This window comes from Candidatus Pantoea multigeneris (assembly GCF_011752615.1).
Lineage (GTDB): Bacteria > Pseudomonadota > Gammaproteobacteria > Enterobacterales > Enterobacteriaceae > Pantoea > Pantoea multigeneris.
The window spans coordinates 521,281-546,098 of record NZ_VWXF01000001.1 but is presented as its reverse complement, the minus strand read 5'-3'; the positions used below and the strand labels follow the sequence as shown (position 1 = coordinate 546,098).

Genomic DNA, 24,818 nt, shown 5'->3' with positions numbered 1-24,818 from the left:
GGGTATCAATCGGTCAGGGGATTGATACCCGCCTCCCTGAACATCTCCAGCAGCGCGATCAGCGGTAAGCCAATCAATGTATTGGGGTCGCGCCCTTCCAGCCGTTCAAACAGGGCAATCCCCAGGCCTTCGCTCTTAAAACTTCCGGCGCACTGCAACGGCTGCTCTTGTGCAACATAGCCGGTAATTTCCGCCTCGCTCAAAGTACGAAAGTGAACATGAAAGGGCTCACAGCACTGCATTAGCTGCTGCGTGCGCGGCTGATACAACGCCAGCCCGGTATAAAAGGTGATGCACTTCCCACTGGCATCACGTAGCTGCTGGCACGCTTTCTCCTCAGTGTGTGGCTTGCCGGTGATGACGCCGTCAAGGACGCAAACCTGATCGGAACCAATAATCCAGTGATCGGGCCACTGCTCTGCCAGCGCTTGCGCTTTAGCGATGGCCAGCCTTGTGACCAGCGCCTCGGCGGTTTCATGGGCATAGGGGGTTTCGTCCACTTCCGGTGCAGCACAGCTAAAAGGCAGCTGTAGCTTTTCTAAAATCGCACGGCGAAAGGGTGAGGTTGAAGCTAAAAGAATCGGTAGTGGCATTTTTTCATAATAGTGATAGCGAATTGGGTAGAGTCATTTTAAACTGTGCGCCGCACTGGATGCGAATAGTGGGTGAAAGATGCTGCTTCACGGCCTTTTTCTTTGACTCTCAGACGTTACAAAGTTAATATGCGCGCCCTATGCAAAAGGTAAAATTACCCCTAACGCTGGACCCCGTCCGCACAGCTCAAAAACGCCTCGATTATGAAGGTATTTATACCCGTGAACAGGCGGAGCGTGTAGCGGCTTCAGTCGTTAGTGTGGACAGTGAAATTGAGTGTAAGCTGATGTTCGCAGTGGACAGCCAGCGCCTTGCAATGTTTGAAGGCTCGGCTGAAGTGCAGGTTACCCTGCGCTGCCAACGCTGTAACCAGGTTTTCCCTCATCATGTCCACGTAAACTACTGTTTCAGTCCTGTGTCAAATGAGGCGCAGGCGGAAGCACTGCCGGAAGCGTACGAGCCGATCGATGTCAACGAATATGGTGAAATCGATCTGCTGGCGGTGATTGAGGATGAAATCATTCTTGCACTGCCTGTCGTTCCGGTTCATGAATCTGAACACTGTGAAGTGTCCGACGCGGACATGGTGTTTGGCAAACTGCCTGAAGAGGCGGAGAAACCAAACCCATTTGCCGTATTAGCCAGTTTAAAGCGTAAGTAATAGGAGTAAGGTCCATGGCCGTACAACAGAATAAACCAACCCGTTCTAAGCGTGGTATGCGTCGTTCACACGATGCTCTGACCACTGCAACTCTGTCTGTAGATAAAGTTTCTGGTGAAACTCATCTGCGTCACCATATCACTGCGGATGGTTACTACCGCGGTCGCAAGGTTATCACCAAGTAATACTTTGCGGTGACGCAAGGCGATACCTTGAAACGTTTGACCCTGGCAGTTGATGCCATGGGCGGGGACTTCGGTCCCTGCGTGACAGTGCCTGCATCCTTGCAGGCACTGGCCTCTCATTCGCATCTGGTTCTTCTTCTGGTCGGCGATCCCGACATCCTCTCGCCATTTCTTGCCAAAGCGGACTCCTCTCTCGTGGGGCGTGTGCAGGTGATCCCTGCCGAGTCAGTTATTGCAAGTGATGCCAGGCCATCCATCGCGATTCGTCAGAGTCGTGGCAGTTCAATGCGCATTGCGCTGGAGCTGGTCCAGGAGGGGCGTGCAGAGGCGTGTATCAGTGCCGGAAACACCGGCGCGTTGATGGGGCTGGCAAAATTGTTGTTAAAACCGCTGGATGGGATTACCCGTCCGGCGTTAATGTCTGTATTGCCTCATCAGCATCGAGGCAAAACGGTGGTGCTGGATCTCGGTGCCAACGTGAATGCCAGCAGCGAAATGCTGGTTGAGTTCTCCGTTATGGGTGCGGTCCTGGCGGAAGAAGTGCTTGAAATCTCGCAGCCCCGTGTCGCCCTCCTGAACATTGGTCAGGAAGAGACAAAAGGGCTGGAGACGATCCGTGAAGCCGCCGCAATATTGCGGGCGACGCCACAGATCAACTATATCGGTTACCTGGAGGGCAATGACCTCCTGACGGGCAAAACGGACGTGCTGGTATGTGATGGCTTCACAGGTAACGTCACACTGAAGACCATGGAAGGCGTGGTAAGAGTGTTTCTCTCCCTGCTGAAGTCAGGCGATGAGACAAAACGGTCATGGTGGCTTAGGTTGCTGGGGCGCTGGATTCAGAAACGCCTGTCGAGGCGCTTTGGCCATCTCAACCCCGACCAGTACAATGGCGCTTGTCTGTTAGGATTGCGCGGAACAGTAATCAAAAGCCACGGGTCTGCCAATCAGCAGGCCTTTGCGGTGGCGATTAGACAGGCAGAGCAGGCGGTGCGACGGCAGGTTCCTCAACGAATCGCCGCGCGCCTTAACACTGTATTAGCCAGGAGTGACAAAGCCTAAGATGTTTACCAAAATTATCGGTACGGGCAGTTATTTGCCCAGCCAGGTTCGCACCAATGCGGATCTGGAAAAAATGGTGGAGACTACGGACGAGTGGATTGTTACCCGTACCGGCATCCGTGAGCGTCGTATTGCCGCAGCGAACGAAAACGTTGCGACCATGGGCGCAGCAGCAGCACAACGTGCACTGGAGATGGCGGATGTCGCCCCCAGCGATGTTGGGCTGATCATTGTCGCCACCACTTCCTCCAGTCACGCATTCCCAAGTTCAGCCTGCATGATCCAACAGCAGTTGGGCATTAAAGACTGCGCAGCTTTCGATCTTGCTGCCGCCTGTGCAGGTTTCACCTATGCCCTGAGCGTTGCTGATCAGTACATCAAAAACGGTGCAGTGAAACATGCGTTGGTCATAGGCTCAGACGTTTTATCCCGTACGCTGGATCCAGAAGATCGCGGCACTATCATCCTGTTTGGTGATGGTGCGGGTGCGGTATTGCTGGGTCAAAGCGAAGAGCCGGGTATCATCTCTACGCATCTGCACGCGGATGGCAGCTACGGCCATCTGCTGGTGCTGGAAAACCAGGAGCGTAACCCACAAGCAAACCCAGCTTACCTTGGCATGAGCGGCAATGAAGTGTTCAAAGTCGCGGTGACTGAGCTGGCCCACATTGTGGAAGAGACGTTACAGGCTAACCATATTGAGCGCGAAGCGCTGGACTGGCTGGTGCCTCACCAGGCCAACCTGCGCATCATCAGCGCAACAGCCAAAAAACTCGGTATGGGTATGGACAAAGTGGTTGTCACACTCGATCGTCACGGCAATACCTCGGCGGCATCGGTCCCGACGGCGCTGGATGAAGCGGTGCGTGATGGCCGTATCAAACCCGGACAGCTCATTCTGCTGGAGGCCTTTGGTGGTGGTTTCACCTGGGGTTCAGCACTGGTTCGCTTTTGATTGACAGGAACAGAACATGACGCAATTTGCGATGGTTTTTCCGGGACAGGGTTCCCAGACTGTGGGCATGCTGGCCGATTTGGCTGCTGAGTACCCACTGATTGAAGCAACATTTGCTGAAGCTTCCGAAGCCCTGGGTTATGACCTGTGGCAGCTGGTGCAACAAGGCCCGGCGGAAGAACTGAACAAAACCTGGCAGACACAGCCTGCGTTGCTGACCGCATCTGTCGCTATTTACCGTTTGTGGCAGCAGCAGGGCGGCGCACAGCCAACTTTGCTGGCGGGCCACAGCCTGGGTGAATACTCTGCTTTAGTGTGTGCTGGCGTAATCAATTTCGCTGATGCCGTTAAACTGGTAGAGTTGCGCGGCAAACTGATGCAGGAAGCGGTACCGGAAGGTACGGGTGCCATGCAGGCGATTATCGGCCTGGATGATGAATCCATTCGCAAAGCCTGTGAAGAGAGCGCTCAGGGTCAGGTTGTAGCACCGGTGAACTTTAACTCACCGGGACAGGTCGTGATTGCTGGTAACAAAGAAGCGGTAGAACGTGCAGGTGCGGCCTGTAAAGCAGCAGGCGCGAAACGTGCGCTGCCGTTGCCGGTCAGCGTGCCTTCACACTGTGCGCTGATGAAGCCAGCAGCAGAGAAACTGGCGGTAGCGCTGGAGCAGATCACCTTTAACGCTCCTGTGGTGCCGGTAGTGAATAACGTAGATGTGAAAACTGAAAGCGATGCTGCAGCGATCCGCTCTGCGTTGATCCGCCAACTCTACAGCCCGGTGCGGTGGACTGAGAGTGTTGAATTTATGGCGGCGCAGGGTGTGACTCATCTGCTGGAGATCGGTGCGGGTAAAGTCCTGACCGGTCTGACAAAACGTATCGTTGATAGCCTGACGGCGGCAGCAGTGAACGATCCTGCTTCACTGCAAGCTGCTCTTGCACAGGAATAAGAGGACAATCATGAGCTTTGAAGGCAAAGTAGCGCTGGTGACCGGTGCGAGCCGTGGTATCGGCCGTGCGATCGCAGAAACGCTGGCAGCACGTGGTGCTAAAGTTATTGGCACTGCAACCAGCGACAGCGGCGCAGAAGCGATCAGTGCTTATCTGGGCAATAAAGGCAAAGGCCTGAAGCTGAACGTGACTGACAGCGCATCCATTGATGCCGTGTTGGATACCGTTCGTGCTGAGTTTGGCGAAGTCGACATTTTAGTCAATAATGCCGGCATCACCCGTGACAATCTGTTGATGCGCATGAAAGATGATGAGTGGGCGGATATCCTTGATACCAACCTCACTTCTGTTTTCCGTCTGTCCAAGGCGGTAATGCGTGCCATGATGAAAAAACGTGTGGGACGCATTATTACCATCGGTTCTGTAGTTGGAACCATGGGGAACGCGGGCCAGGCAAACTACGCGGCAGCAAAAGCGGGTTTGATTGGCTTTAGCAAATCACTGGCGCGCGAAGTTGCGTCACGTGGTATTACAGTTAACGTCGTTGCACCGGGCTTTATTGCTACGGACATGACGCAAGCACTGAATGAGGAGCAACGCTCGGGCATTCTGGCTGAAGTTCCTGCGGGCCGTTTAGGCGATCCACAGGAAATTGCCAATGCGGTTGCATTCCTGGCTTCTGATGAAGCTGCGTACATTACGGGCGAGACACTGCACGTAAATGGCGGAATGTACATGGTCTAAGCACCACGAAATAATTTGCATTATACGCGGTAACCACCGCACAATAGTGCAGAATCGTGGTTCGACCAGCCGGGATTTAGTTGCATCTTTTTCAACATTTTATACACTACGAAAACCGTCGCGAAAGCGAGTTTTGATAGGAAATTAAATAGTATGAGCGATATCGAACTGCGCGTTAAGAAAATCGTTGCTGAGCAGCTGGGTGTTAAAGAAGACGAAGTCGTTAACTCTGCTTCTTTCGTTGAAGACCTGGGTGCCGATTCTCTTGACACCGTTGAGCTGGTAATGGCTCTGGAAGAAGAGTTTGATACTGAGATTCCAGACGAAGAAGCTGAAAAAATCACTACCGTTCAGGCAGCGATCGATTATATCAATAGCCACAACGGCTAATGAATATCATCAGGCGGTCATTTGACCGCCTGAGTTTTATTATTTCCACAGTTCATATTCCCCCTTTCCTGGAGGACGAACGTGTCAAAGCGTCGTGTAGTAGTGACTGGTCTTGGCATGTTGTCTCCTGTCGGCAATACCGTAGAGTCTACCTGGAGTGCTCTCCTTGCCGGTCAGAGCGGCATCGCTAATATTGACCATTTTGATACCAGTGCTTACGCAACACGTTTTGCGGGTACGGTTAAAGATTTTAACTGTGATGAAATCATTTCGCGCAAAGAACAGCGCAAAATGGATGCTTTCATCCAATATGGCATTGTGGCTGGTGCCCAGGCGATGCAGGATTCGGGTCTGGTTGTGACCGAAGAGAATGCTTCGCGTATTGGTGCGGCTATCGGTTCCGGTATCGGTGGACTGGGTTTGATCGAAGAAAACCACAGCTCACTGGTTAACGGCGGCCCACGTAAAATCAGTCCATTCTTTGTACCTTCTACCATCGTTAACATGGTAGCTGGTCATTTGACGATCATGTACGGCCTGAAAGGTCCAAGCATTTCTATTGCCACCGCCTGTACTTCTGGCGTGCATAACATCGGCCATGCAGCTCGTATCATTGCTTATAATGATGCCGATGTGATGATCGCTGGTGGCGCAGAAAAAGCCAGTACCCCTCTGGGTGTAGGCGGCTTTGGTGCTGCACGTGCGCTTTCAACCTACAATGAAAATCCGCAGGCGGCGAGCCGTCCGTGGGATAAAGACCGCGACGGCTTCGTGCTGGGTGACGGTGCTGGCATGGTAGTTCTGGAAGAGTACGAACACGCGAAAAAACGTGGCGCGAAAATCTACGCTGAAGTGGTTGGTTTTGGTATGAGCAGCGATGCCTACCACATGACCTCACCACCAGAAGATGGCGCGGGTGCAGCGTTAGCCATGGTTAACGCCCTGCGTGATGCTCAGCTCTCCGCTGAACAGATCGGCTACGTCAACGCACACGGTACTTCAACCCCAGCGGGCGATAAAGCGGAAGCCCAGGCGGTTAAGTCTGTGTTTGGCGCTGCGGCGAACAAAGTCATGGTTAGCTCAACCAAATCCATGACCGGTCACCTGTTAGGTGCGGCGGGTGCGGTAGAAGCTATCTACTCCGTGCTCGCGCTGCGCGACCAGGCGATTCCACCGACCATTAACCTGGATAACCCAGACGAAGGCTGTGACTTGGACTTTGTTCCGCACACCGCGCGTCAGGTTTCTGGCCTTGAGTACACTCTGTGTAACTCATTTGGTTTTGGCGGCACCAACGGCTCGTTGATTTTCCGTAAAATCTAACCTGTAAGACAGCATCTTCGCTGTGATGACGGGTCAACTGCCCCACCTTTTGCCTGGTGGGGCAGTTTCTTACCTTTCAAGACATCCCTTTCAAAACATTCCATTGTCATTCTGCGTCATCTCACAAATTCCTGATAACAAGACGGGGTTGGATAGCATTTCGCCCGCTTTATGCTAGTTTTTGCGGTTTTACTTGTGGAGTCTTAAAAAGATGTCGAGAATTATTATTCTGACCCTGTTGCTATCAGGGTGCGCAACGTATAACGAGAGAGGAGAGCTTGTTAAACCTGGTCTTACTATCTTCAAAGATAGCAGCCAGAACAAACAAGACGCACGTTCCCGGCATTTGTAAGCTCAGGATACGAGCCTCATTCTCTCCCAACACACCACCAGTGACAGGAAAGTCATGAGGCTTTATGTGGATTAACGGTCTGCCAGCAGACACAATCAATGCCAGCGATCGCGCTATTCAGTTCGGTGACGGATGCTTCACTACTGCTGCTATAACGGGCGGCAAAATTCAGCTGTTTGAGGCGCATTTACAGCGCCTCAAACAGGGATGTCTGTGCTTGAAATTAGCAGAGCCTGACTGGATGCAGCTCGAGTCTGAGATGCGACAGGCGGCACGCGGCCAGCAACAGGCAGTGCTAAAAGTGATCTTAACTGCCGGTAGCGGTGGCCGTGGCTACAGTCGCCAGGGATGTGGTCCCACGACCCGGATAATCTCCGTTACTGCCTGGCCGAAACATTATCAGCAACTCGCCGTGGATGGCGTACAGCTCTCCATTAGCCCAATCCCCCTTGCGCGTTCCCCACTCTTCGCAGGCATTAAGCATCTTAATCGACTGGAACAGGTCTTGATTCGTCGCCATCTGGACGAAGAATCCGCAGATGACACCCTCGTACTTGACACTGAAGGGCAGGTGGTGGAATGCTGTGCGGCCAATTTATTCTGGCGCGAAGGGCAACAGATCTTCACGCCGGATGTCGAACAGGCAGGCGTAAACGGCGTGATGCGGCGCTTTATTATGGCGCAGCTGGCATCCGCTGGTGACGTGTGTCACATCGTGCGTTGTGGGCCAGAACGCCTGCTAATGGCCGATGAAATTGTCATCTGTAATGCGCTGATGCCGGTGCTTCCAGTGCGGCAACTGCAACATGTGCACTATCATGATCGCAGTCTGTTTCACCGGTTGCTGGGTGTCTGCGAACAACTGGAAGCCGAATGAGCCGAAGTAAAAAAATAATCACCGGTGCACTGTTGGCACTGGTCGCTGCCGGAGCCACCAGCTACTGGCAAATTAAACGTCTGGCGGATACGCCATTGACGATTACCCAGGAAACGCTTTATACCCTGCCAGCCGGCACCGGTCGTGTGGCGCTGGAAGAACAACTGGAAGGCCAACACCTGATCCCTCAGAGCCTGTGGTTTGGCACCTTACTCAAGCTGGAACCGGAACTCGCACGGTTCAAAGCGGGTACTTATCGTCTGGAACCCAACATGACGGTGCGCGGCCTGTTGCAACTGCTGGCCAGTGGCAAAGAAGCCCAGTTTCCACTGCGTTTTGTCGAAGGGTCACGCCTGAGCGAATGGCTCAGCCAACTGCGTTCTGCCCCTTATCTGCGTCATACCCTGAAAGATGATCAGTTCGCGACCCTGGCGGCGGCGCTTAAACTGCCGGAAGGTGATCTGGAAGGGGGGTTCTATCCTGACACCTATCTGTACACGGCCAACACCAGCGATGTTGCGGTGCTGGAGCGTGCGCACGCGCGTATGAACAGCGTGGTCGACCTGGTGTGGCAGGGGCGTCAGGACAACCTGCCGTATAAAACCCCGCGCGATCTGGTCACCATGGCCTCAATGATTGAAAAAGAGACCGGTGTCGCCGGTGAACGTGCGGAAGTCGCGTCCGTCTTTATTAATCGTTTACGCATTGGTATGCGTTTACAGACCGATCCTACGGTGATTTACGGCATGGGTGACAGCTATCACGGCACCTTAACGCGCAAAGATCTGGAAACTGCCACACCGTATAACACCTATACTATCAGCGGGATGCCGCCAGGGCCGATTGCCATGCCGGGCAAGCCTTCGCTAGATGCAGCGGCACACCCGGAAAAAACCAATTATCTCTACTTTGTGGCGAATGGCAGCGGTGGGCATACCTTTACCACAAACCTCAGCAGCCACAACGTGGCCGTTCAGGCGTATCGACTGACAATGAAGGAAAAAAATGAAAAGTAAGTTTATTGTCATTGAAGGGCTTGAAGGCGCAGGAAAAACCACCGCGCGTGAGGTGATCGTCGCCACGCTGCGTGAACAAGGGATTGACGATGTGGTCTTTACGCGGGAGCCAGGCGGGACGCCGTTAGCAGAACAGCTGCGTCAACTGGTTAAGCAGGGCATCGAAGGAGAGCAGGTCACCGACCAGGCCGAACTGCTGATGCTGTATGCCGCCCGTGTGCAACTGGTTGAAACAGTGATCAAACCGGCGCTGGCTCGTGGTGCCTGGGTGGTGGGCGATCGTCACGATCTCTCTTCACAGGCTTACCAGGGGGGCGGACGTGGGTTAGATGCACAACTGATGCAAACGCTGCGTGATGCGGTATTAGGCGATTTCCGCCCGGATTTAACCCTCTACCTGGACGTGACGCCCGAGATCGGTTTGTCACGAGCCCGTGCACGCGGCGAGCTGGATCGTATTGAGCAAGAATCACTGGATTTCTTCGCCCGCACGCGTGCACGTTATCAGGCTCTGGCGGCCGCGGATGCGTCAATTCGTACCATCGATGCAACCCAAACGGTAAGCGCCGTGGCGGAAGACATTAAACACACCCTGTTGCAGTGGCTACAGGAACAGCACGCGTGAGTTGGTATCCGTGGCTGAACCAGCCCTACCGACAGCTTATCTCCCAGCATCAAAGCGGGCGTGGTCATCATGCGCTGCTGATCCAGGCCATTGAAGGCATGGGGGATGCCGAACTGGTGTGGGGACTGAGCCGTTGGCTGATGTGCCAGCAGCCCGATGACATGAAAAGCTGTGGTCATTGCCACAGCTGTCAACTGATGCAGGCGGGAACCCATCCTGACTGGTATCGCCTTGAGCCGGAAAAAGGCAAAAGCACCTTAGGCATCGATGCGATACGTATTGTCACCGAAAAGCTCTATCATTTTGCCCAACAGGGTGGGGCGAAAGTGGTTTGGCTACCGGATGCGGGCACGCTGACGGAAGCGGCGGCAAATGCACTGTTAAAAACGCTGGAAGAGCCGCCGGGTAACTGTTGGTTTTTCCTTAGCAGCCGCGATAGCGCCCGGTTGTTGCCCACGTTGCGCAGCCGCTGTATGACGCTGCAACTGGTACCACCCGATGAAGCCCTCAGCGTGCAGTGGCTGGCCCGGCAGACCAGCCAGCCACAAACCGCGCTACAGACCGCCTTACGGCTCAGTGGTGGCGCTCCTGCTGCGGCAGCCCAACTGCTCCAACCCGAAGCCTGGCAGCGCCGTCAGCAACTGTGTGACAGCCTGAATCAGCATGCAGGGCAACAGCTGTTAGACTTACTGCCGGTACTCAACAGCGACGATGCCCCCCAGCGAATTGGCTGGTTGCTGTCGTTATTAGTTGATGCTTTAAAATGGCGGCAAAACGCGGTGCAGTGGTTGAGCAACTGTGACCAACAGCCACTGGTGCAGAAACTGGCGCAGTTATTTACGCCACTCGCGCTGGATCAGGGGATTCGGGACTGGTTGCAGTGCCGGGAACAACTGCTGCATGTGGCAGCGGTAAATCGCGAATTATTACTGACTGACCAACTGCTACGTTGGCAGATGCAGCACCATACCTGATGTATTAAGCGAGTAAAGTTATGTTTATTGTCGATTCTCATTGCCATCTCGATGGCCTGGATTATGAAAAGAACCATCGTGACCTCGATGATGTGATTGCGAAAGCCGCCGCGCGAGATGTGAAATTCATGCTGGCGATTGCAACGTCACTGGAAGGCTACCACGGACTCAAAACCCTGGTGGGCGATCGGCAAAATATCGCGTTGGCGGTGGGCATTCATCCTCTGAATCATGAAACCCCGTATGACGTCGACGAGTTCCATCGTCTCGCTGCCGAAGATCGCGTTATTGCACTGGGTGAAACCGGTCTTGATTACTACTATCAGCAGGAGACGAAAGCGGCGCAACAGGCCGGTTTCCGAGACCATATTCAGACCGGTATTCGTCTCAACAAGCCGATCATCGTGCATACGCGTGAAGCGCGCGCCGATACGTTAGCGATCCTCAAAGAAGAGCAGGTTGAGAAGTGCGGTGGCGTGCTGCACTGTTTCACGGAAGACAGAGAAACAGCGGCGAAGCTACTGGACATGGGCTTTTATATCTCCTTCTCGGGGATTGTGACTTTCCGTAATGCCGAAGCTTTGCGTGAAGCCGCGCGCTATGTGCCACTGGATCGCATGCTCATCGAAACCGATTCACCGTATCTGGCTCCGGTCCCTAACCGGGGGAAAGAAAATCAGCCTGCGTACACCCGTGATGTGGCCGATTACATGGCGGTAGTCAAAGGTGTTGATGTGGAAACGTTGGCCGCTGCGACCACGGAAAACTTCTCTCGCCTGTTCCGGGTTCCGCTCAGCCGTCTGACCGATCCGGCCTGAAACTCGCAGGCGCGTAAGATTTACTGACAAAAGCACAAGGAAAAGCACCATGGCAGAAGAAACGATTTTTAGTAAGATTATTCGTCGTGAAATCCCGGCAGATGTGATTTATCAGGATGAGCTGGTCACGGCGTTTCGTGATATTTCACCTCGTGCACCCACGCACGTTCTGATCGTGCCTAACGTACTCATTCCAACCGCGAATGATGTTAAAGCCGAGCATGAGCAGGCTCTGGGGCGACTGTTTACCGTGGCGGCAAAAATTGCCCGCGATGAAGGTATTGCTGAAGATGGCTATCGTCTGATCATGAACTGCAATTCTCATGGCGGACAAGAGGTCTATCACATTCATATGCATCTTCTGGGCGGTAAACCGCTTGGGCCACTGCTGTCAGTATGACGCCATCAGGAGAGAAACGATGGGACGTTGGTTAATTGCAGCTCAGCTGTTATGCCTGTTGGCGGGATGCAGCAGTAAAGATCCTGCCATTAATACATCGCAGTCGCTGGTGATGGAGTCTGCGGTGCTGTCGGCTGGCATCATCACCGATGAGCCAACCATCAGCGGTGATGAAGGGCAGTTGCGTGCCGCCAGTACGCTTTACAACCAGCGTTCCACGCCGGTAACGGTTCACTATCGTTTCTTCTGGTATGACGATAAAGGACTGGAAATCACCCCGCGCGAGCCAGCCCAGACCATCACGGTTGCAGGCCATGGCAGTGTGTTAGCGGCATCGCAGTTGGGAAATTTGACCGCCAGTAAGGTGCGTTTGTGGATCTATCTCTGAGGAGTATCACGTGATTCGTAGTGTAAACCGTATAAGCGCACTGGGCGTGGCGCTGTTGCTGACAGGTTGTGTGTTGAAACAGCAGCAACCGGCCCCGGTTGAGCAGGCTCCGCAGCCTCAACCGCAGCCACAGCAGCCTGTGCAACCGCAGCCTGTTCCGCAGCCGGTGCCTGTACCCAGCGAAGGTGTGCCAACGCCACCGAAGCTGAAAACCCTGAACTGGGACGCAACCGTGCAGCCACTGGTGGCACAGATGCTGGGTGCCGCTAACGCCAACCCAGGCTCCGTGTTACTGGTTGATCGGGTGAAAAACAGCACCAACGGCGCACTGCAAAGTGAAAAAGCCACCGGCTCGATTCAGAATGCGTTAAACAACAACGGTAAGTTTACGCTCGTGACCGATGCGCAGGTGAATCAGGCGAAGCAGAGCCTCGGCCTGTCGCCAGAAGACAGCCTGAATTCGCGCAGTAAAGCGATTGGACTGGCGCGTATTCTGAATGCGCAGTACGTGCTGTATAGCACTGCGCAAGGTGATGTGAAGTCGCCTACGCTGCAAATGCAACTGATGCTGGTGCAGACCGGAGAAATTATCTGGTCGGGCCACGGTGTTGCACAAAACTGATCCTGCCCTGCAACAATTGCTGCACCGGGTTCTGCCTCAGGCCCGGTTACACGAGATGCAAGCGGTGACTGGGTTGTCAGGGCAGAGTTGGCGGCTGGAAACCTCGGCGGGGACGTTGCTGGCGCGACGTACCCCCACACCCGCTATGCCACAGGTGAACCGCCTGCGCGAGTTTCGCCAGCTACTGCGCCTGCGTGGCACCGGCCTGGCGCAGCAGCCGTTGGCGGCAAGTCGCGACTGGCTGTTGTTGCGCTGGCAGCCTGGCGAGGTGGTGGCACCGGAAGCCCTGGCGAGCCACTTGCCCCAGCTACTTGCGTTGCTCGGTTGTTTACATCGCCAGCCACTGTGTGGCTACCGTTTATCCCTGTTACCGTTGTTACAGCGTTACTGGCAGCAGTGCCAGCAGCGTCATCCATCATGGCTGCGCGCGCTACGTCATCTGCAACAGCAGGGGGAGCCTAAACCGCTGCGGCTGGCTTTTTTGCATATGGATGTCCATGCGGGCAACCTTATCTGCCAACAGGGCAAACTGAGTTTAATCGACTGGGAATATGCGGGCGATGGCGACATCGCGCTGGAGCTAGCGACCCTGTGTGCCACGCTGCCGCAACATACAGCGCAATTGATAGCGGATTTCGCTCAACGCTATCGGCTTTCACCCGACGTATTGCAGCAGCAGATCCACCGTTGGCAGCCCTGGCTGCGTTTACTCATGGCGAGCTGGTATCAACTGCGTGCCGAACAGACTCAAAGTGCTGCAATGCGGCATTTAGCCCGCCAACACTGGCAACAACTTCATTCTCCTTTCTGAAGGTTTTTTTCATGAGAACACCTATTCCCGGCCCATTAATGCTTGATGTCGCAGGCTTCGAACTGGACAACGAAGAGCGTGAAATTCTGCGCCATCCGTTGGTGGGTGGTTTGATCCTGTTCAGTCGCAACTACCATGATCCGGCGCAGTTGGCAGAACTGGTGCGTCAGATCCGCGCGGCGTCGCACGCGCGTTTGGTGATTGCGGTTGATCAGGAAGGAGGACGCGTACAGCGTTTCCGCGAGGGCTTCACCACGTTGCCTGCCATGCAGTCATTTGCAGCACTGCATGATATGACAACCGCAGGCCAGTATGCGCGGGAAGCGGGCTGGCAAATGGCGGTCGAGATGATCGCCATGGACATTGATATCAGCTTTGCGCCGGTACTGGATATTGGCCATATCAGCGCGGCGATCGGCGATCGGGCATTCCATGCCGATCCTGAAATCGCATTACAAATTGCCCGGCAGTTTATCAGCGGTATGCATCAGGCTGGCATGAAAACCACCGGTAAGCACTTCCCAGGCCACGGTGCGGTCAGCGCGGACTCCCATAAAGAGACGCCGCGTGACGATCGACCTGAAGCGGAGATTCGTGCCCATGACATGGCGATTTTCCAGCGTCTGATCGATGAGAAATTGCTGGATGCGATCATGCCCGCCCACGTGATCTACAGCGAAAGCGACGATCTCCCCGCCAGTGGTTCACCGTACTGGCTGCAGCAGGTGCTGCGTAAACAGCTCGGTTTTGGCGGCATTATCTTCTCTGACGACCTTTCCATGGAAGGGGCTGCGGTGATGGGTAGCTATGCGGAGCGCGCACAGCAATCGCTGTCCGCAGGCTGTGACATGATTCTGGTGTGCAATGAGCGAGCAGGGGCGGTTAGCGTGCTGGACAATCTGCCGGTGCAGAGTGCCGAACGTGTCAGCGCGCTTTATCACAGCGGCAATCTTAGCCGCGATCAGCTGTTTAATAGCGATCGCTGGAAAAACAATGTGCAAAGCCTGAGTCAGTTGCAGATGCGCTGGCTGGAATATAAATCTACTGCGCAAAATACTCGCTAGTTGTTAACGATTTCCTTCCGGCATTACTCTTCTTTAGCCGCGTCGACCAAAATGGCAGCGACGCGGCTAAATGTCTGCAAATTAGGCGCTACGTTCCATTTCTCACCTATTTTAATGCCGGTTTATTCTACTATGATAGAATAAATATCATTTGAAAATCATAGGGTTAAATTTTCAGATATTCGGTGACTCACTGTTTTTACAGCGTATTTTCCACCTTCTATACTTCAAAGATTGATGTGCATCAATTTTCTCATGAACTCGCTTTACCAGCATGTTATCCTGATTTTAATCGCGATTTAGTTTCGCCAACCCTATGTTTAATAAGGTTTTAGATAACCATTAGTTAACTGTTGGTTTACAACTTTAAGAGGGTCTTTTTGACGACATCTATGGAAAAAATAGTCATCGTTGGTGGTGGTGCGGGTGGACTGGAGTTAGCCACTCAGTTGGGGCATAAGCTCGGCCGTAAAAAAAAGGCGGAGATTATCCTGGTCGATCGCAACCACAGTCACCTGTGGAAGCCACTGCTGCACGAAGTCGCCACAGGCGCAATGGACGAAGGTATTGATGCACTGAGCTATCTGGCACACGCTCGCCAGCACGGTTTCCAGTTCCAGCTGGGTTCATTGACGGGTATCGATCGCGAGAAGAAGCAGATCCAACTGGCTGAACTGCGCGATGCACAAGGCACACTGCTGATGCCTCAGCGCGACGTAAGCTACGACACGCTGGTGATGGCGCTGGGCAGTACCTCGAATGATTTCGGTACGCCGGGTGTGAAAGATCACTGCATCTTCCTCGACAACCCGCATCAGGCGCGTCGTTTCCACAATGAAATGCTCAATCTGTTCCTGAAGTACTCGTCCAATGACGAGTTACAAGATCAGGTGAATATTGCCATTGTTGGCGGGGGTGCTACGGGCGTTGAACTCTCAGCTGAGCTGTACAATGCGGTAAAACAGCTGCAAAGCTATGGTCTGAAACGCCTTGGCAGTGAAGCGCTGAACGTCACGCTGGTGGAAGCCGGTGAGCGTATTCTGCCTGCGTTACCGCCGCGTATTTCTACCGCTGCGCAAAACGAACTGACCAAACTGGGCGTGAAAGTACTGACCCAAACCATGGTCACCAGCGCGGATGAGAACGGCCTGAATACCAAAGGCGGTGAGTTCATCAATGCGGACTTGATGGTCTGGGCGGCGGGCATTAAAGCACCTGACTTCATGAAAGGGATCGGGGGTCTTGAGACTAACCGTATCAACCAGTTGGTGGTAAAAGAGACATTACAGACCACCGAAGATGACAGCATCTATGCCATTGGCGATTGCGCCTCTTGCGCACTGCCATCCGGCGGGTTTGTACCTCCGCGCGCGCAGTCTGCGCACCAGATGGCCTCACGCGTGCTGGGCAACATCCTGGCGCAGCGTAATGGCAAACCGTTGAAAGCCTACGTCTATAAAGATCACGGCTCACTGGTGTCACTGTCACGCTTCAGTACCGTCGGTAGCCTGATGGGCAACCTGATGAAAGGCTCAATGATGGTAGAAGGTCGCATCGCGCGTGCGGTGTATATTTCACTCTACCGTATGCACCAGATCGCGCTGCACGGCTATTTCAAAACCGGCCTGATGATGTTGGTCGGAAGCATTAACCGTGTGTTACGTCCGCGCCTGAAGCTGCACTAAGCGCTAGCGGTGAAACTCCCGGCGGGGTTTCACCGCGTGATCGCTGTCAGAAATTTCTTAAAACGCTCTTTTTATCTCACCCTGCACTGCTTTCTTCCATTTATCTGATGTCGCTGTTTCTCCCCCTCTGTAACACTTACCACCACAAACCCTGTGGTACGCGCACACGGGTCTGAATTTTCGCTATGCGGTGCGTTAGCGGCAGGAATGCGCGGTTACAGTTCAGGAGGTCTTCCTGTGAACAAATCAATGTTAGCCGGTATCGGTATTGGTGTGGCAGCGGCTTTGGGCGTGGCTGCCGTCGCCAGCATGAATGTCTTTGATACGACCCCGCAGTATGCGCAGGTGTTGTCTGCCAGCCCGATCAAAGAGACGCTATCACAGCCGCGTCAGGAGTGTCGCAACGTGACCCTGACGCATCGTCGCCCGGTACAGGATGAAAACCGCATCGCGGGTTCAGTATTAGGCGCGGTGGCGGGTGGCGTGTTGGGCCATCAGTTTGGTGGCGGCCGTGGTCGCAGTGTTGCCACCGTGGCAGGTGCGCTGGCTGGCGGCTATGCCGGGAACCAGGTACAGGGCGGCTTGCAGGATCGTGATACCTACACCACCACTGAGCAACGCTGTAAAACCGTCTATGACAAGCAGCAGAAGATGCTGGGCTATGACGTGACCTACAAAATCGGCGATCAGCAGGGCAAAATCCGCATGGAGAAAGATCCCGGTGCCCGCATCCCGCTGGATCGTAACGGTCAGTTGATCCTCAACAACCAGACCTGATAGCGCACAGTATTGCTATTGTTGAACATAACGCCGGTCATGACCGGCGTTATTGTTTTACACGCCTAAACGATCGCGCAGTGCATACCAGGCCGCCCCCAATGCGGTGAGCGGTACCTGAAATCGTCTGCCGCCGGGGAAGGGGAGATGAGGCAAACCGGCAAAGGCATCAAAGCGCTCGGCGTCCCCGCGTAATGCTTCGGCGATGAGTTTGCCTGACAGGTGCGTGCTGGTGACGCCGTGACCGCTGTCCCCCTGCATGTAATACACGTTATTCTCCAGTCGGCCAAACTGCGGCATGCGCGACAGCGTTAACAGGAAATTACCGCTCCAGCTAAAACTCAGTGCCACGTTGCGTAACTGCGGGAAGGTACGGAGGAGTTTCGGGCGGATCAGGGCGGCGATATCGGCAGGATCGCGCGCGCCATACACCACCCCGCCACCGTAGAGCAGGCGGTTGTCGGCAGTCAGACGGAAGTAATCGAGCAGATAATTACAATCTTCAACACAGTAATTATTCGGTAGCAGCGTTAAGGCTAAATCCCGGCTCAGGGGTTCTGTGGTGACAATCTGCGAGCCGCACGGCATGCTTTTATGACTTAACCGTGGCTCAAGTGTGCCCGGAAGATAAGCATTTCCGGCAAACAGCACAAAGGTCGCACTGACTTCACCGGCGGGCGTCCGCACCCGATGAGGCGTGCCGTAATTGACTGCTACGGCGGGAGAGTGTTCATAAATGCGTCCTCCATGACGCCTAATCGCTTCGGCTTCTCCAAGCGCGAGATTGAGCGGATGAAGATGCCCGCCGCGCCGGTCCAGCAAACCGCCGACATAACGTTCGGTAGCGATTTGCTCACGAATACCGCGTTCATCCAGCAGCGTTAAATCAGTATTTCCATACTGCTGCCAGCGGCGCTGCTGCTCGCTGAGGTGCTGCAACTGGCGGCCATTCAGTGCGGCAAAGATACCGCCAGGACGGTAGTCGCAGGAGATGGCGTAGCGATCAATACGATCGCGAATGATCTCTGCACCTTCAAACATCATACTGCCCAGCAGCCGGGCAATCTCTTTGCCATAGCGCTGCTCAATCACATCGACATCCCGGCTGTAGGAGTTCACCACCTGACCGCCGTTGCGCCCGCTGGCACCGAAACCGACGCGCGCCGCCTCCAGCACCACCACATCGTAACCCGCTTCGGTCAGAAACAGCGCCGAGGATAAACCGGTAAAGCCCGCGCCAATAATGCACACATCACACTGAATGCTCTCCTGCAATGTCGGCCAGGGCTGATGCGCATTTGTTGTGGCAGCGTAATAACTGGCTGTATGTTCCATAATCACCTCCCTGGAAAAGCATCATTAAAAGTTGGCCGGGGTATGCGCGCTGACAATGCGGCACACCTGTTCCGCACGGTTGGTAAAACTGTGGGGCAAGCCGGTGTCGATCACATAACTCTCTCCGGCGACCAGATGAAAAGATTGGCCGTTGATTTGTAAGATGATTTCACCTTCCAGCAGCGTGCCGATCTCCTCACCAGGATGACGCAACTTCTCGCCCGTACTGGCACCGGGTTGATAGCTTTCCAGTAACATGCCCAGGGCTCGCGGGCGTTGGCCGTTATCCACCAAACGCAATGAAACGCCAAGGCTGCCAATTTCAACCAGTGACTCGGGTTTCACCACCACCTGGGGCGACTGCGACTGGGGATCGGAAAAGAATTCGGACAGCGACAGGCCATACACTTTCAACAGCTTCTGCAACGTGCTCACCGCAGGGCTGACTTTGTCTTGCTCAATGGTACTGATGGCGCTGTGGGTCAATCCGGCCAGTTCCGCCACGCGCCGTTGAGAAAGTCCCAGGCTCTGCCGAATCTCCGACAGCCGACGTCCGGGCGCTAGCGTGGTATCGCTCATGACTGTTTACTCTGGTGATAACCTGCTGCGGCGGCAATAAAACCGTTGAACAGACGTTGTGAAAGGGGGGAGTGTTGCAGTTGCCACTCGGGATGCCACTGAACCGCCAGAGCAAAGGGGTGGTGAATGAGGCTAACCGCTTCAATCAACCCATCAGGGGCGCGGGCTTCCACGCGTAATTGTGGGGCTGATTGCTGAACGCCTTGATTATGCAGAGAGTTCACGGCAATCGTCTCGGTGCTGCCGAGTAGCTCGGCCAATAGCCCACCGGCTTCGGGGATGACGTCATGGCGTGTCGCGTACTGCTGTTCCAGCGGCAGGTGCTTATCTTCCTGATGCGGTAATAGCTGCGGTTGCTGGCTCAAATCGCGCCACAGGGCACCGCCGTTTGCCACCACCAGCTCTTGCATACCGCGACACACGCCGAACAGCGGCATCTTTTTGCCAATGGCTAATCCCAGTAACGCAAAGACCAGACGATCGCGACCGGGATCGGCATGGGGTTCACTGCCTTCGGCCCCATATTGCCAGGGTTCGATGTTACTTGGGCTGCCGGTGAGGAAAATGCCGTCGAGTACGGCTATAGCATTTTCTAATAGATGAGGCGCATCCATCAGGCTGTGGGGGAGGGCAAAAGGCAGGCCACCACAGGCAACAATCGCATCGATATATTTATTATGCACGGACTGAACGGCATGACCGGCGCAACTATTCTGACACATCACTACGCCAATCAAGGGTTTGTCAAAAATAATGCCCATACTGCTCCTCGCACCGTCGTTCAATATATTCACCAAAAAGGCATTGCTGAGGCATAACTGTGCAATATATTTTCAATCTAGCAATCGACTGGCGATAATTCAAACAACAAAGTTACATTTGCACGCTTTTTGTACCAGAGCTATGGTTGATAGACGGCTGTTATTTTGAGCAGCGCGTTAATCAATAAACCGGTCACAGGCGGGTGGATTATGACGAACCTGGTAGAAGTAGAAGACTTCACGCGACATAGTGAAGAGAGACGAACCAGCGCGTTCCAGCATGAGGTTAAATCCTGGCTGGAACGCCATCCTGAAACGCAGTATGTCGATATTCTCCTTAACGATCTCAACGGTGTTTTTCGCGGCAAACGGATTCCTCTCTCAGCGCTTACCCGGTTGGAAAAAGGCTGCTATTTCCCCGCTTCCGTGTTTGCGATGGACATTCTCGGCAACACGGTTGAAGAGGCCGGTCTGGGTCAGTCGCTGGGCGAGCCCGATAACATCTGCATTCCTGTTCCCGGCACGTTAAGCCCCTCCGCCGCAGATCCACAACGTATCGCCCAACTGCTGCTGACCATGCGCAACCAAGATGGCACTCCCTTTGACGTTGAACCCCGAAATGTCCTTGAGCGGCTATGGCAACAGCTATGCCAGCGCGGCCTGTTTCCGGTGGTAGCGGTAGAGCTGGAGTTCTATCTGGTTGATAAACAACGTGATGCCGAAGGCTACATACAGCCTCCCTGTGCGCCCGGCAGTGATGAACGCAACATGCAGAGCCAGGTTTACTCGCTGGATAATCTCGATCACTTTGCCGATGTGTTGAATGAAATCGATGCGCTGGCACGCCAGCAGGGCATTCCTGCCGCGGGCGCACTGGCGGAAGCCTCGCCCGGTCAGTTTGAAATTAACCTGCATCACACCCGTGATGTGCTGATGGCCTGTGACCATGCGGTATTACTGAAAAGACTGGTACGCCAGGTGGCTGAGAAACACGGCATGACTGCCACGTTTATGGCCAAGCCTTATGAAGAGTATGCGGGCAGCGGCATGCATGTGCATGTCAGCGTGGTGGATGGTGCAGGATATAACGCCTTTGTCGGAGAAGAGGGCAGCGATTCGGCCCTGATGAAACGGATGGTGGCGGGCATGTTAGATCTGCTGCCCGCTTCAATGGCGTTGCTGGCCCCTAATGTGAATGCGTATCGCCGCTTTGTGCCGGAAGCCTATGTGCCGTTGCAGGCCAGTTGGGGCCATAACAACCGGACAGTGGCGCTGCGTGTTCCCTGTGGCGATGAAGAGAGTCGACGGATTGAATACCGAGTGGCGGGTGCAGATGCTAACCCCTACCTGGTGGTGGCGACGGTACTGGCGGGAATGCTGCATGGTCTCGATGTTCAGCTTCCTTTACCGAATCCGGTGACGGGCAATGGTCATGAAGCCGAAGGAATCCCCTTGCCGGTGCGTCAAAGCGATGCGCTGTATGAGTTTGAGAACAGCTATCCGCTACAGTTGCTGTTAGGGGAGCGTTTTAGCGCCGTCTGGTATGCCTGTAAAAGCCATGAGTTACAGCAATTTGAGCGTTTGATCACAGCAACAGAAATTGACTGGATGCTGAAAAACGCCTGACATAAATTGAGGCTTGCCCTCAGCGAAACACCAGGGCAAAATACTGGGCCTGTAAAAAGAGACATAACCGACGCTAATGACGTCGGTTATTTTTTTGCATGTATTTTGTCCGAATTGAATGAGGCCGGTACTAAACCGGGTAGATAATCACCACAACCACGCTCAGGGCGTGCATTGAGGATTTTAAAGATGGGAATGCATTCGCATATGCTTACATACGTAAGCAGTCGCTTTCGTGATGACTACGGCGCCCTGCAGGGAGGTCTGATCCATGTCGCATAACACCACCCCAGCACCACAGCGTGCACAACTGAAGAAGACTTTGACGCTTCTGCCCGTCGTAATGATTGGTCTGGCTTATATGCAGCCGATGACCCTGTTTGATACCTTCGGTATCGTAACGAATCTTACTGCCGGTCACGTTGCAACGGCCTATGCCTTTGCCTTGATTGCTATCCTGTTTACTGCCGTGAGTTACGGTCAGCTGGTACGCCGCTTCCCATCTGCGGGCTCCGCTTACACCTATGCTCAAAAGGCCATCAGTCCGCATCTTGGCTTTATGGTGGGTTGGTCATCACTGCTGGACTACCTGTTCATGCCGATGATCAACATCCTGCTGGCAAAAAGTTACTTTGAAACGCTGATCCCCGGTGTCCCATCGTGGATATTCGTGGTGCTGCTGGTTGGTTTTATGACCCTGTCGAACCTGAAAGGGATCAAAACCGTAGCGAACTTCAACAGTGTGATTGTCTGGCTGCAGGTTGTGGTCATGGCAGGGATCACCGGTATGGTGATTTATGGCGTTGCCCACGGTGTTGGTGACGGCACGCTGTTGAGTTCAAAACCGTTCTGGTCTGATGATGCACATGTGGTGCCGATGATTACCGGTGCGACTATCCTGTGCTTCTCCTTCCTTGGTTTTGACGGTATCAGTTCGCTGTCAGAAGAGACCAAAGACGCAGAGCGTACCATTCCACGCGCGATTTTCCTGACCGCGTTGATTGGTGGGGTGATCTTTATTGCCGTGTCTTACTTCCTGCAACTCTATTTCCCGGACGTGGCACGTTTCCAGAACCCGGACTCTTCACAGCCTGAAATCATGCTGTTTGTTGCCGGTCGTGCATTGCAGTTTGGCATTCTGATCTTCTCAGTGGTGACGGTTCTGGCCTCAGGTATGGCAGCACACGCTGGCGTTTCACGCCTGATGTACGTTATGGGCCGTGACGGCGTATTCCCGGAGCGTTTCTTCGGTTATATCAGCCCGAAATGGCACACACCTTCCCTGAACGTGTTGCTGGTGGGGGCGATTGCGCTGTTAGCGATCAACTTCGACCTGGTCACCGCCACGGCGCTGTGTAACTTCGGTGCGCTGGTCGCGTTTACCTTTGTAAACGTCTCCGTATTTGCGCAGTTCTGGGTGCGTGAAAAACGTCGTAACACCCTGAAGGATCACATCAACTTCCTGCTGTTGCCGCTGTGTGGCGTGATTACAGTGGGTGCGTTGTGGGTTAACCTCGAAGAGAGCGCGATGGTGCTGGGCCTGATCTGGGCAGCCGTCGGCATCGTGTATCTGGCAATGGTAACCAAAGTGTTCCGCGAACCGGTTCCGCAGTACAGCGAAGAGATCTGATTCTCTTTTGGCAAAATAAAAAACAGCGGCTTATAGCCGCTGTTTTTTTATTGGGGGAAAGGGTTTGTGTGGGTAACAAACCCTGACGAGCCAATGTGGTTAAGACACCAGCCCCTGCACGTACTGCCACAGCGCTTTAAGCTGCTTCATCTTCTCCGCATCCTGTTCATGCAGGCTCGCTAACGACTCCAGCTCCAGCATAAAGGCCTGAACCCGCTCCGGGGTAAACACCTCACGCCGGTGCTGTAACCAGCGCTGCTGCTCGGCGTCATCCAGCGTGCCGGGGAAGTTGCGCGCGCGATAGCGGAACAGCAAACGGGCAATGCGTCCATCGTTAAAGCTCAGATCCAGTGCAGGCAAGTTGGCCGGATCGGTCTGGCGAATAATGTTCATCCCTGCGCGGTCAGCGTCACTGAAGAAGCCATCATACAGCTGCGCATCAACGTTCTCTGACGGTGTAAAAGGCTCGGCTTCCGCAAACAGCGTCACCAGCTTCTCGCGCAGCTCCGGGTGGCTACGCAGCACGGCAAGGTTATCCAGACAGTGCTGACGATCAATCCCTAAGCGCGCGGCATCTTCCGGACGCAAGGTGTTGGCTGGCGCCAGCACCGGGCATTTATTGATGTGCACCAGCTTCACCGGCACCGCGGCCAAATCACCCAGCTCGCTTTTGGCGGTATACAGGCGCTCACGCAGTTCACTGGCGTTGAGATCAAGCAGCGGGGCCATGTCGCCCGCCAGATCCACCATAATCACGGCGTTCTTGTTCTCTGGATGCCACGCCAGCGGCACGACCCAACTGGTGTTGCCGCGTGCGGCACCAAACATGCCGGAAACGTGCACCAGCGGTTTCATTTGTGGGATATCGATCAGCGTGATCAGCTTATTTTTGTTGCGATGGGTATAAAGGAACTCAAACAGTTTCGGCTGTTTTTCTTTTACCAGCTTCGCCATGGCAATGGTGGCGTGTACGTCTGACATTGCATCGTGCGCGTTTTCATGGGCAACGCCGTTGGCCTTGGTCAGATGTTCGAGGCGGAAGCTGGGGAAACCGTCATCGTTTTCTGGCCAGACAATCCCTTCCGGGCGCAGCGCGTAGCAGGCGCGCATCACATCCAGCAGATCCCAACGCGAATTGCCGTTCTGCCAGCTCCAGGCGTAAGGATCGAAAAAGTTACGATACAGCAGGTGGCGCGTGACCTCGTCATCAAATCGCACGTTGTTATAGCCGACAATACAGGTCTGTGGCTCGGTAAATAGCCCGTGAATACGCGCCGCAAAATCCGCTTCGTTAACCCCGCGTGCCTGCGCGACCTGTGGGGTGATGCCGGTAATCATCACCGCTTCCGGATGCGGCAGATAATCGTCCGCCGGACGGCAATAAAACACCTCGGGTTCTGCTACTGAATTAAACGCTAAATCCGTGCGCAGGGCGGCAAACTGCGCCGGACGATCCAGCGCTGGGCTGGTCCCGAAGGTCTCATAATCATGGAACAAAAAGCTAGGCGAGGGGCTGGCGTTCGGCAAAATAGGGTTCCGCTGTGGCTGAATATCGGCAAAGCGTCATGGTAAACCAATTTGCCTCGGGTCTAAAGCGCTTGCCCGGAAGTT

The 24,818-nt window shown here is 54.3% G+C and carries 27 protein-coding genes; 22 read left to right on the top strand and 5 right to left on the bottom strand.

Annotated features, from left to right (window positions below; genetic code table 11):
* Positions 1-5: 5 nt before the first annotated feature.
* Positions 6-593, bottom strand: coding sequence for a Maf family protein (locus F3J40_RS02565; RefSeq protein WP_167012462.1), 588 nt, complete (start codon positions 591-593; stop codon positions 6-8).
* A 140-nt stretch (positions 594-733) separates the two neighbouring features.
* Here F3J40_RS02565 and yceD point away from each other — a divergent pair, with 140 nt between their 5' ends.
* The 20 genes from yceD to F3J40_RS02465 all read left to right on the top strand — a co-directional run bounded on the left by yceD (position 734) and on the right by F3J40_RS02465 (position 17,276).
* Entirely contained in the window at positions 734-1,255 is a 522-nt protein-coding gene (gene yceD / locus F3J40_RS02560) for a 23S rRNA accumulation protein YceD (protein ID WP_017348069.1), read from the top strand.
* A 14-nt stretch (positions 1,256-1,269) separates the two neighbouring features.
* On the top strand, positions 1,270-1,440 hold the full coding sequence (rpmF, locus tag F3J40_RS02555; protein ID WP_017348070.1) for a 50S ribosomal protein L32: 171 nt from the start codon (positions 1,270-1,272) through the stop codon (positions 1,438-1,440).
* A 27-nt stretch (positions 1,441-1,467) separates the two neighbouring features.
* Positions 1,468-2,505, top strand: coding sequence for a phosphate acyltransferase PlsX (plsX, locus tag F3J40_RS02550; RefSeq protein WP_167012461.1), 1,038 nt, complete (start codon positions 1,468-1,470; stop codon positions 2,503-2,505).
* Position 2,506: 1 nt separating this feature from the next.
* On the top strand, positions 2,507-3,460 hold the full coding sequence (locus F3J40_RS02545) for a beta-ketoacyl-ACP synthase III (protein WP_017348072.1): 954 nt from the start codon (positions 2,507-2,509) through the stop codon (positions 3,458-3,460).
* 16 nt (positions 3,461-3,476) lie between these two features.
* Entirely contained in the window at positions 3,477-4,409 is a 933-nt protein-coding gene (gene fabD, locus F3J40_RS02540; protein ID WP_167012460.1) for an ACP S-malonyltransferase, read from the top strand.
* 10 nt (positions 4,410-4,419) lie between these two features.
* Positions 4,420-5,154: a 3-oxoacyl-ACP reductase FabG gene (fabG, locus tag F3J40_RS02535; RefSeq protein WP_017348074.1), complete on the top strand. Its 735-nt coding sequence runs from the start codon at positions 4,420-4,422 to the stop codon at positions 5,152-5,154.
* 153 nt (positions 5,155-5,307) lie between these two features.
* Positions 5,308-5,544 carry an acyl carrier protein gene (gene acpP / locus F3J40_RS02530; RefSeq protein WP_017348075.1) on the top strand — a complete coding sequence of 79 codons (237 nt, stop codon included), beginning with the start codon at positions 5,308-5,310 and terminating at the stop codon, positions 5,542-5,544.
* A gap of 81 nt (positions 5,545-5,625) precedes the next feature.
* The gene (fabF, locus tag F3J40_RS02525; RefSeq protein ID WP_167012459.1) at positions 5,626-6,867 is read left to right on the top strand and encodes a beta-ketoacyl-ACP synthase II; all 1,242 of its coding nucleotides are present in this window, start codon (positions 5,626-5,628) and stop codon (positions 6,865-6,867) included.
* A 416-nt stretch (positions 6,868-7,283) separates the two neighbouring features.
* On the top strand, positions 7,284-8,096 hold the full coding sequence (gene pabC, locus F3J40_RS02520) for an aminodeoxychorismate lyase (protein ID WP_167012458.1): 813 nt from the start codon (positions 7,284-7,286) through the stop codon (positions 8,094-8,096).
* Positions 8,093-9,112 (top strand): endolytic transglycosylase MltG, encoded by a 1,020-nt coding sequence (gene mltG / locus F3J40_RS02515; RefSeq protein ID WP_017348078.1) that lies wholly within the window; start codon positions 8,093-8,095, stop codon positions 9,110-9,112. Before pabC ends, mltG begins: the two co-directional genes overlap by 4 nt.
* Positions 9,102-9,737 carry a dTMP kinase gene (gene tmk, locus F3J40_RS02510; RefSeq protein ID WP_167012457.1) on the top strand — a complete coding sequence of 212 codons (636 nt, stop codon included), beginning with the start codon at positions 9,102-9,104 and terminating at the stop codon, positions 9,735-9,737. Before mltG ends, tmk begins: the two co-directional genes overlap by 11 nt.
* On the top strand, positions 9,734-10,711 hold the full coding sequence (holB, locus tag F3J40_RS02505; protein ID WP_167012456.1) for a DNA polymerase III subunit delta': 978 nt from the start codon (positions 9,734-9,736) through the stop codon (positions 10,709-10,711). The genes tmk and holB overlap by 4 nt, the downstream gene beginning before the upstream one ends.
* A 20-nt stretch (positions 10,712-10,731) precedes the next feature.
* Positions 10,732-11,529 carry a metal-dependent hydrolase gene (locus tag F3J40_RS02500; protein ID WP_167012455.1) on the top strand — a complete coding sequence of 266 codons (798 nt, stop codon included), beginning with the start codon at positions 10,732-10,734 and terminating at the stop codon, positions 11,527-11,529.
* 49 nt (positions 11,530-11,578) lie between these two features.
* Positions 11,579-11,929, top strand: coding sequence for a purine nucleoside phosphoramidase (hinT, locus tag F3J40_RS02495; protein ID WP_017348082.1), 351 nt, complete (start codon positions 11,579-11,581; stop codon positions 11,927-11,929).
* 19 nt (positions 11,930-11,948) lie between these two features.
* Positions 11,949-12,317, top strand: coding sequence for a YcfL family putative periplasmic lipoprotein (locus F3J40_RS02490; RefSeq protein WP_167012454.1), 369 nt, complete (start codon positions 11,949-11,951; stop codon positions 12,315-12,317).
* A 10-nt stretch (positions 12,318-12,327) separates the two neighbouring features.
* The gene (lpoB, locus tag F3J40_RS02485; protein ID WP_167012453.1) at positions 12,328-12,939 is read left to right on the top strand and encodes a penicillin-binding protein activator LpoB; all 612 of its coding nucleotides are present in this window, start codon (positions 12,328-12,330) and stop codon (positions 12,937-12,939) included.
* Positions 12,926-13,750, top strand: a complete 825-nt coding sequence (gene thiK / locus F3J40_RS02480) for a thiamine kinase (RefSeq protein WP_167012922.1) — start codon at positions 12,926-12,928, stop codon at positions 13,748-13,750. Before lpoB ends, thiK begins: the two co-directional genes overlap by 14 nt.
* 11 nt (positions 13,751-13,761) lie before the next feature.
* Complete coding sequence (nagZ, locus tag F3J40_RS02475) at positions 13,762-14,814, top strand: beta-N-acetylhexosaminidase (protein WP_167012452.1); 1,053 nt, start codon at positions 13,762-13,764, stop codon at positions 14,812-14,814.
* 380 nt (positions 14,815-15,194) lie between these two features.
* Entirely contained in the window at positions 15,195-16,499 is a 1,305-nt protein-coding gene (locus F3J40_RS02470; RefSeq protein ID WP_167012451.1) for an NAD(P)/FAD-dependent oxidoreductase, read from the top strand.
* Between the two features lie 237 nt (positions 16,500-16,736).
* Positions 16,737-17,276, top strand: coding sequence for a glycine zipper 2TM domain-containing protein (locus F3J40_RS02465; protein WP_167012450.1), 540 nt, complete (start codon positions 16,737-16,739; stop codon positions 17,274-17,276).
* Positions 17,277-17,333: 57 nt separating this feature from the next.
* Here the strand turns inward: F3J40_RS02465 and F3J40_RS02460 are convergent, their stop codons facing one another.
* The 3 genes from F3J40_RS02460 to puuD are packed head-to-tail and all read right to left on the bottom strand — an operon-like array spanning position 17,334 to position 19,951.
* Complete coding sequence (locus F3J40_RS02460) at positions 17,334-18,611, bottom strand: NAD(P)/FAD-dependent oxidoreductase (protein ID WP_017348089.1); 1,278 nt, start codon at positions 18,609-18,611, stop codon at positions 17,334-17,336.
* 24 nt (positions 18,612-18,635) lie between these two features.
* Complete coding sequence (gene puuR, locus F3J40_RS02455) at positions 18,636-19,190, bottom strand: HTH-type transcriptional regulator PuuR (protein ID WP_017348090.1); 555 nt, start codon at positions 19,188-19,190, stop codon at positions 18,636-18,638.
* Entirely contained in the window at positions 19,187-19,951 is a 765-nt protein-coding gene (puuD, locus tag F3J40_RS02450; protein WP_167012449.1) for a gamma-glutamyl-gamma-aminobutyrate hydrolase, read from the bottom strand. Before puuD ends, puuR begins: the two co-directional genes overlap by 4 nt.
* Before the next feature lie 210 nt (positions 19,952-20,161).
* On the opposite strand from puuD, the gene F3J40_RS02445 reads away from it, so the two are divergent.
* A complete protein-coding gene (locus F3J40_RS02445) occupies positions 20,162-21,577 on the top strand; it encodes a glutamine synthetase family protein (RefSeq protein ID WP_167012448.1) in 1,416 nt (471 codons plus the stop codon).
* A gap of 271 nt (positions 21,578-21,848) precedes the next feature.
* A complete protein-coding gene (locus tag F3J40_RS02440; RefSeq protein ID WP_167012447.1) occupies positions 21,849-23,207 on the top strand; it encodes an APC family permease in 1,359 nt (452 codons plus the stop codon).
* 99 nt (positions 23,208-23,306) lie between these two features.
* On the opposite strand, the gene sbcB is transcribed toward F3J40_RS02440, so the two are convergent.
* Positions 23,307-24,734: an exodeoxyribonuclease I gene (sbcB, locus tag F3J40_RS02435; RefSeq protein ID WP_167012446.1), complete on the bottom strand. Its 1,428-nt coding sequence runs from the start codon at positions 24,732-24,734 to the stop codon at positions 23,307-23,309.
* Between the last annotated feature and the right edge of the window lie 84 nt (positions 24,735-24,818).

Excerpts from the sequence above, each read along its gene's own strand:
- F3J40_RS02565 (WP_167012462.1), bottom strand. The coding sequence starts at position 593 with ATGCCACTACCGATTCTTTTAGCTTCAACCTCACCCTTTCGCCGTGCG.
- yceD (WP_017348069.1), top strand. The coding sequence starts at position 734 with ATGCAAAAGGTAAAATTACCCCTAACGCTGGACCCCGTCCGCACAGCT.
- rpmF (WP_017348070.1), top strand. The coding sequence starts at position 1,270 with ATGGCCGTACAACAGAATAAACCAACCCGTTCTAAGCGTGGTATGCGT.
- F3J40_RS02545 (WP_017348072.1), top strand. The coding sequence starts at position 2,507 with ATGTTTACCAAAATTATCGGTACGGGCAGTTATTTGCCCAGCCAGGTT.
- fabD (WP_167012460.1), top strand. The coding sequence starts at position 3,477 with ATGACGCAATTTGCGATGGTTTTTCCGGGACAGGGTTCCCAGACTGTG.
- fabG (WP_017348074.1), top strand. The coding sequence starts at position 4,420 with ATGAGCTTTGAAGGCAAAGTAGCGCTGGTGACCGGTGCGAGCCGTGGT.
- acpP (WP_017348075.1), top strand. The coding sequence starts at position 5,308 with ATGAGCGATATCGAACTGCGCGTTAAGAAAATCGTTGCTGAGCAGCTG.
- pabC (WP_167012458.1), top strand. The coding sequence starts at position 7,284 with ATGTGGATTAACGGTCTGCCAGCAGACACAATCAATGCCAGCGATCGC.
- mltG (WP_017348078.1), top strand. The coding sequence starts at position 8,093 with ATGAGCCGAAGTAAAAAAATAATCACCGGTGCACTGTTGGCACTGGTC.
- tmk (WP_167012457.1), top strand. The coding sequence starts at position 9,102 with ATGAAAAGTAAGTTTATTGTCATTGAAGGGCTTGAAGGCGCAGGAAAA.
- F3J40_RS02500 (WP_167012455.1), top strand. The coding sequence starts at position 10,732 with ATGTTTATTGTCGATTCTCATTGCCATCTCGATGGCCTGGATTATGAA.
- hinT (WP_017348082.1), top strand. The coding sequence starts at position 11,579 with ATGGCAGAAGAAACGATTTTTAGTAAGATTATTCGTCGTGAAATCCCG.
- F3J40_RS02490 (WP_167012454.1), top strand. The coding sequence starts at position 11,949 with ATGGGACGTTGGTTAATTGCAGCTCAGCTGTTATGCCTGTTGGCGGGA.
- nagZ (WP_167012452.1), top strand. The coding sequence starts at position 13,762 with ATGAGAACACCTATTCCCGGCCCATTAATGCTTGATGTCGCAGGCTTC.
- F3J40_RS02460 (WP_017348089.1), bottom strand. The coding sequence starts at position 18,611 with ATGGAACATACAGCCAGTTATTACGCTGCCACAACAAATGCGCATCAG.
- puuR (WP_017348090.1), bottom strand. The coding sequence starts at position 19,190 with ATGAGCGATACCACGCTAGCGCCCGGACGTCGGCTGTCGGAGATTCGG.
- puuD (WP_167012449.1), bottom strand. The coding sequence starts at position 19,951 with ATGGGCATTATTTTTGACAAACCCTTGATTGGCGTAGTGATGTGTCAG.
- F3J40_RS02445 (WP_167012448.1), top strand. The coding sequence starts at position 20,162 with ATGACGAACCTGGTAGAAGTAGAAGACTTCACGCGACATAGTGAAGAG.
- F3J40_RS02440 (WP_167012447.1), top strand. The coding sequence starts at position 21,849 with ATGTCGCATAACACCACCCCAGCACCACAGCGTGCACAACTGAAGAAG.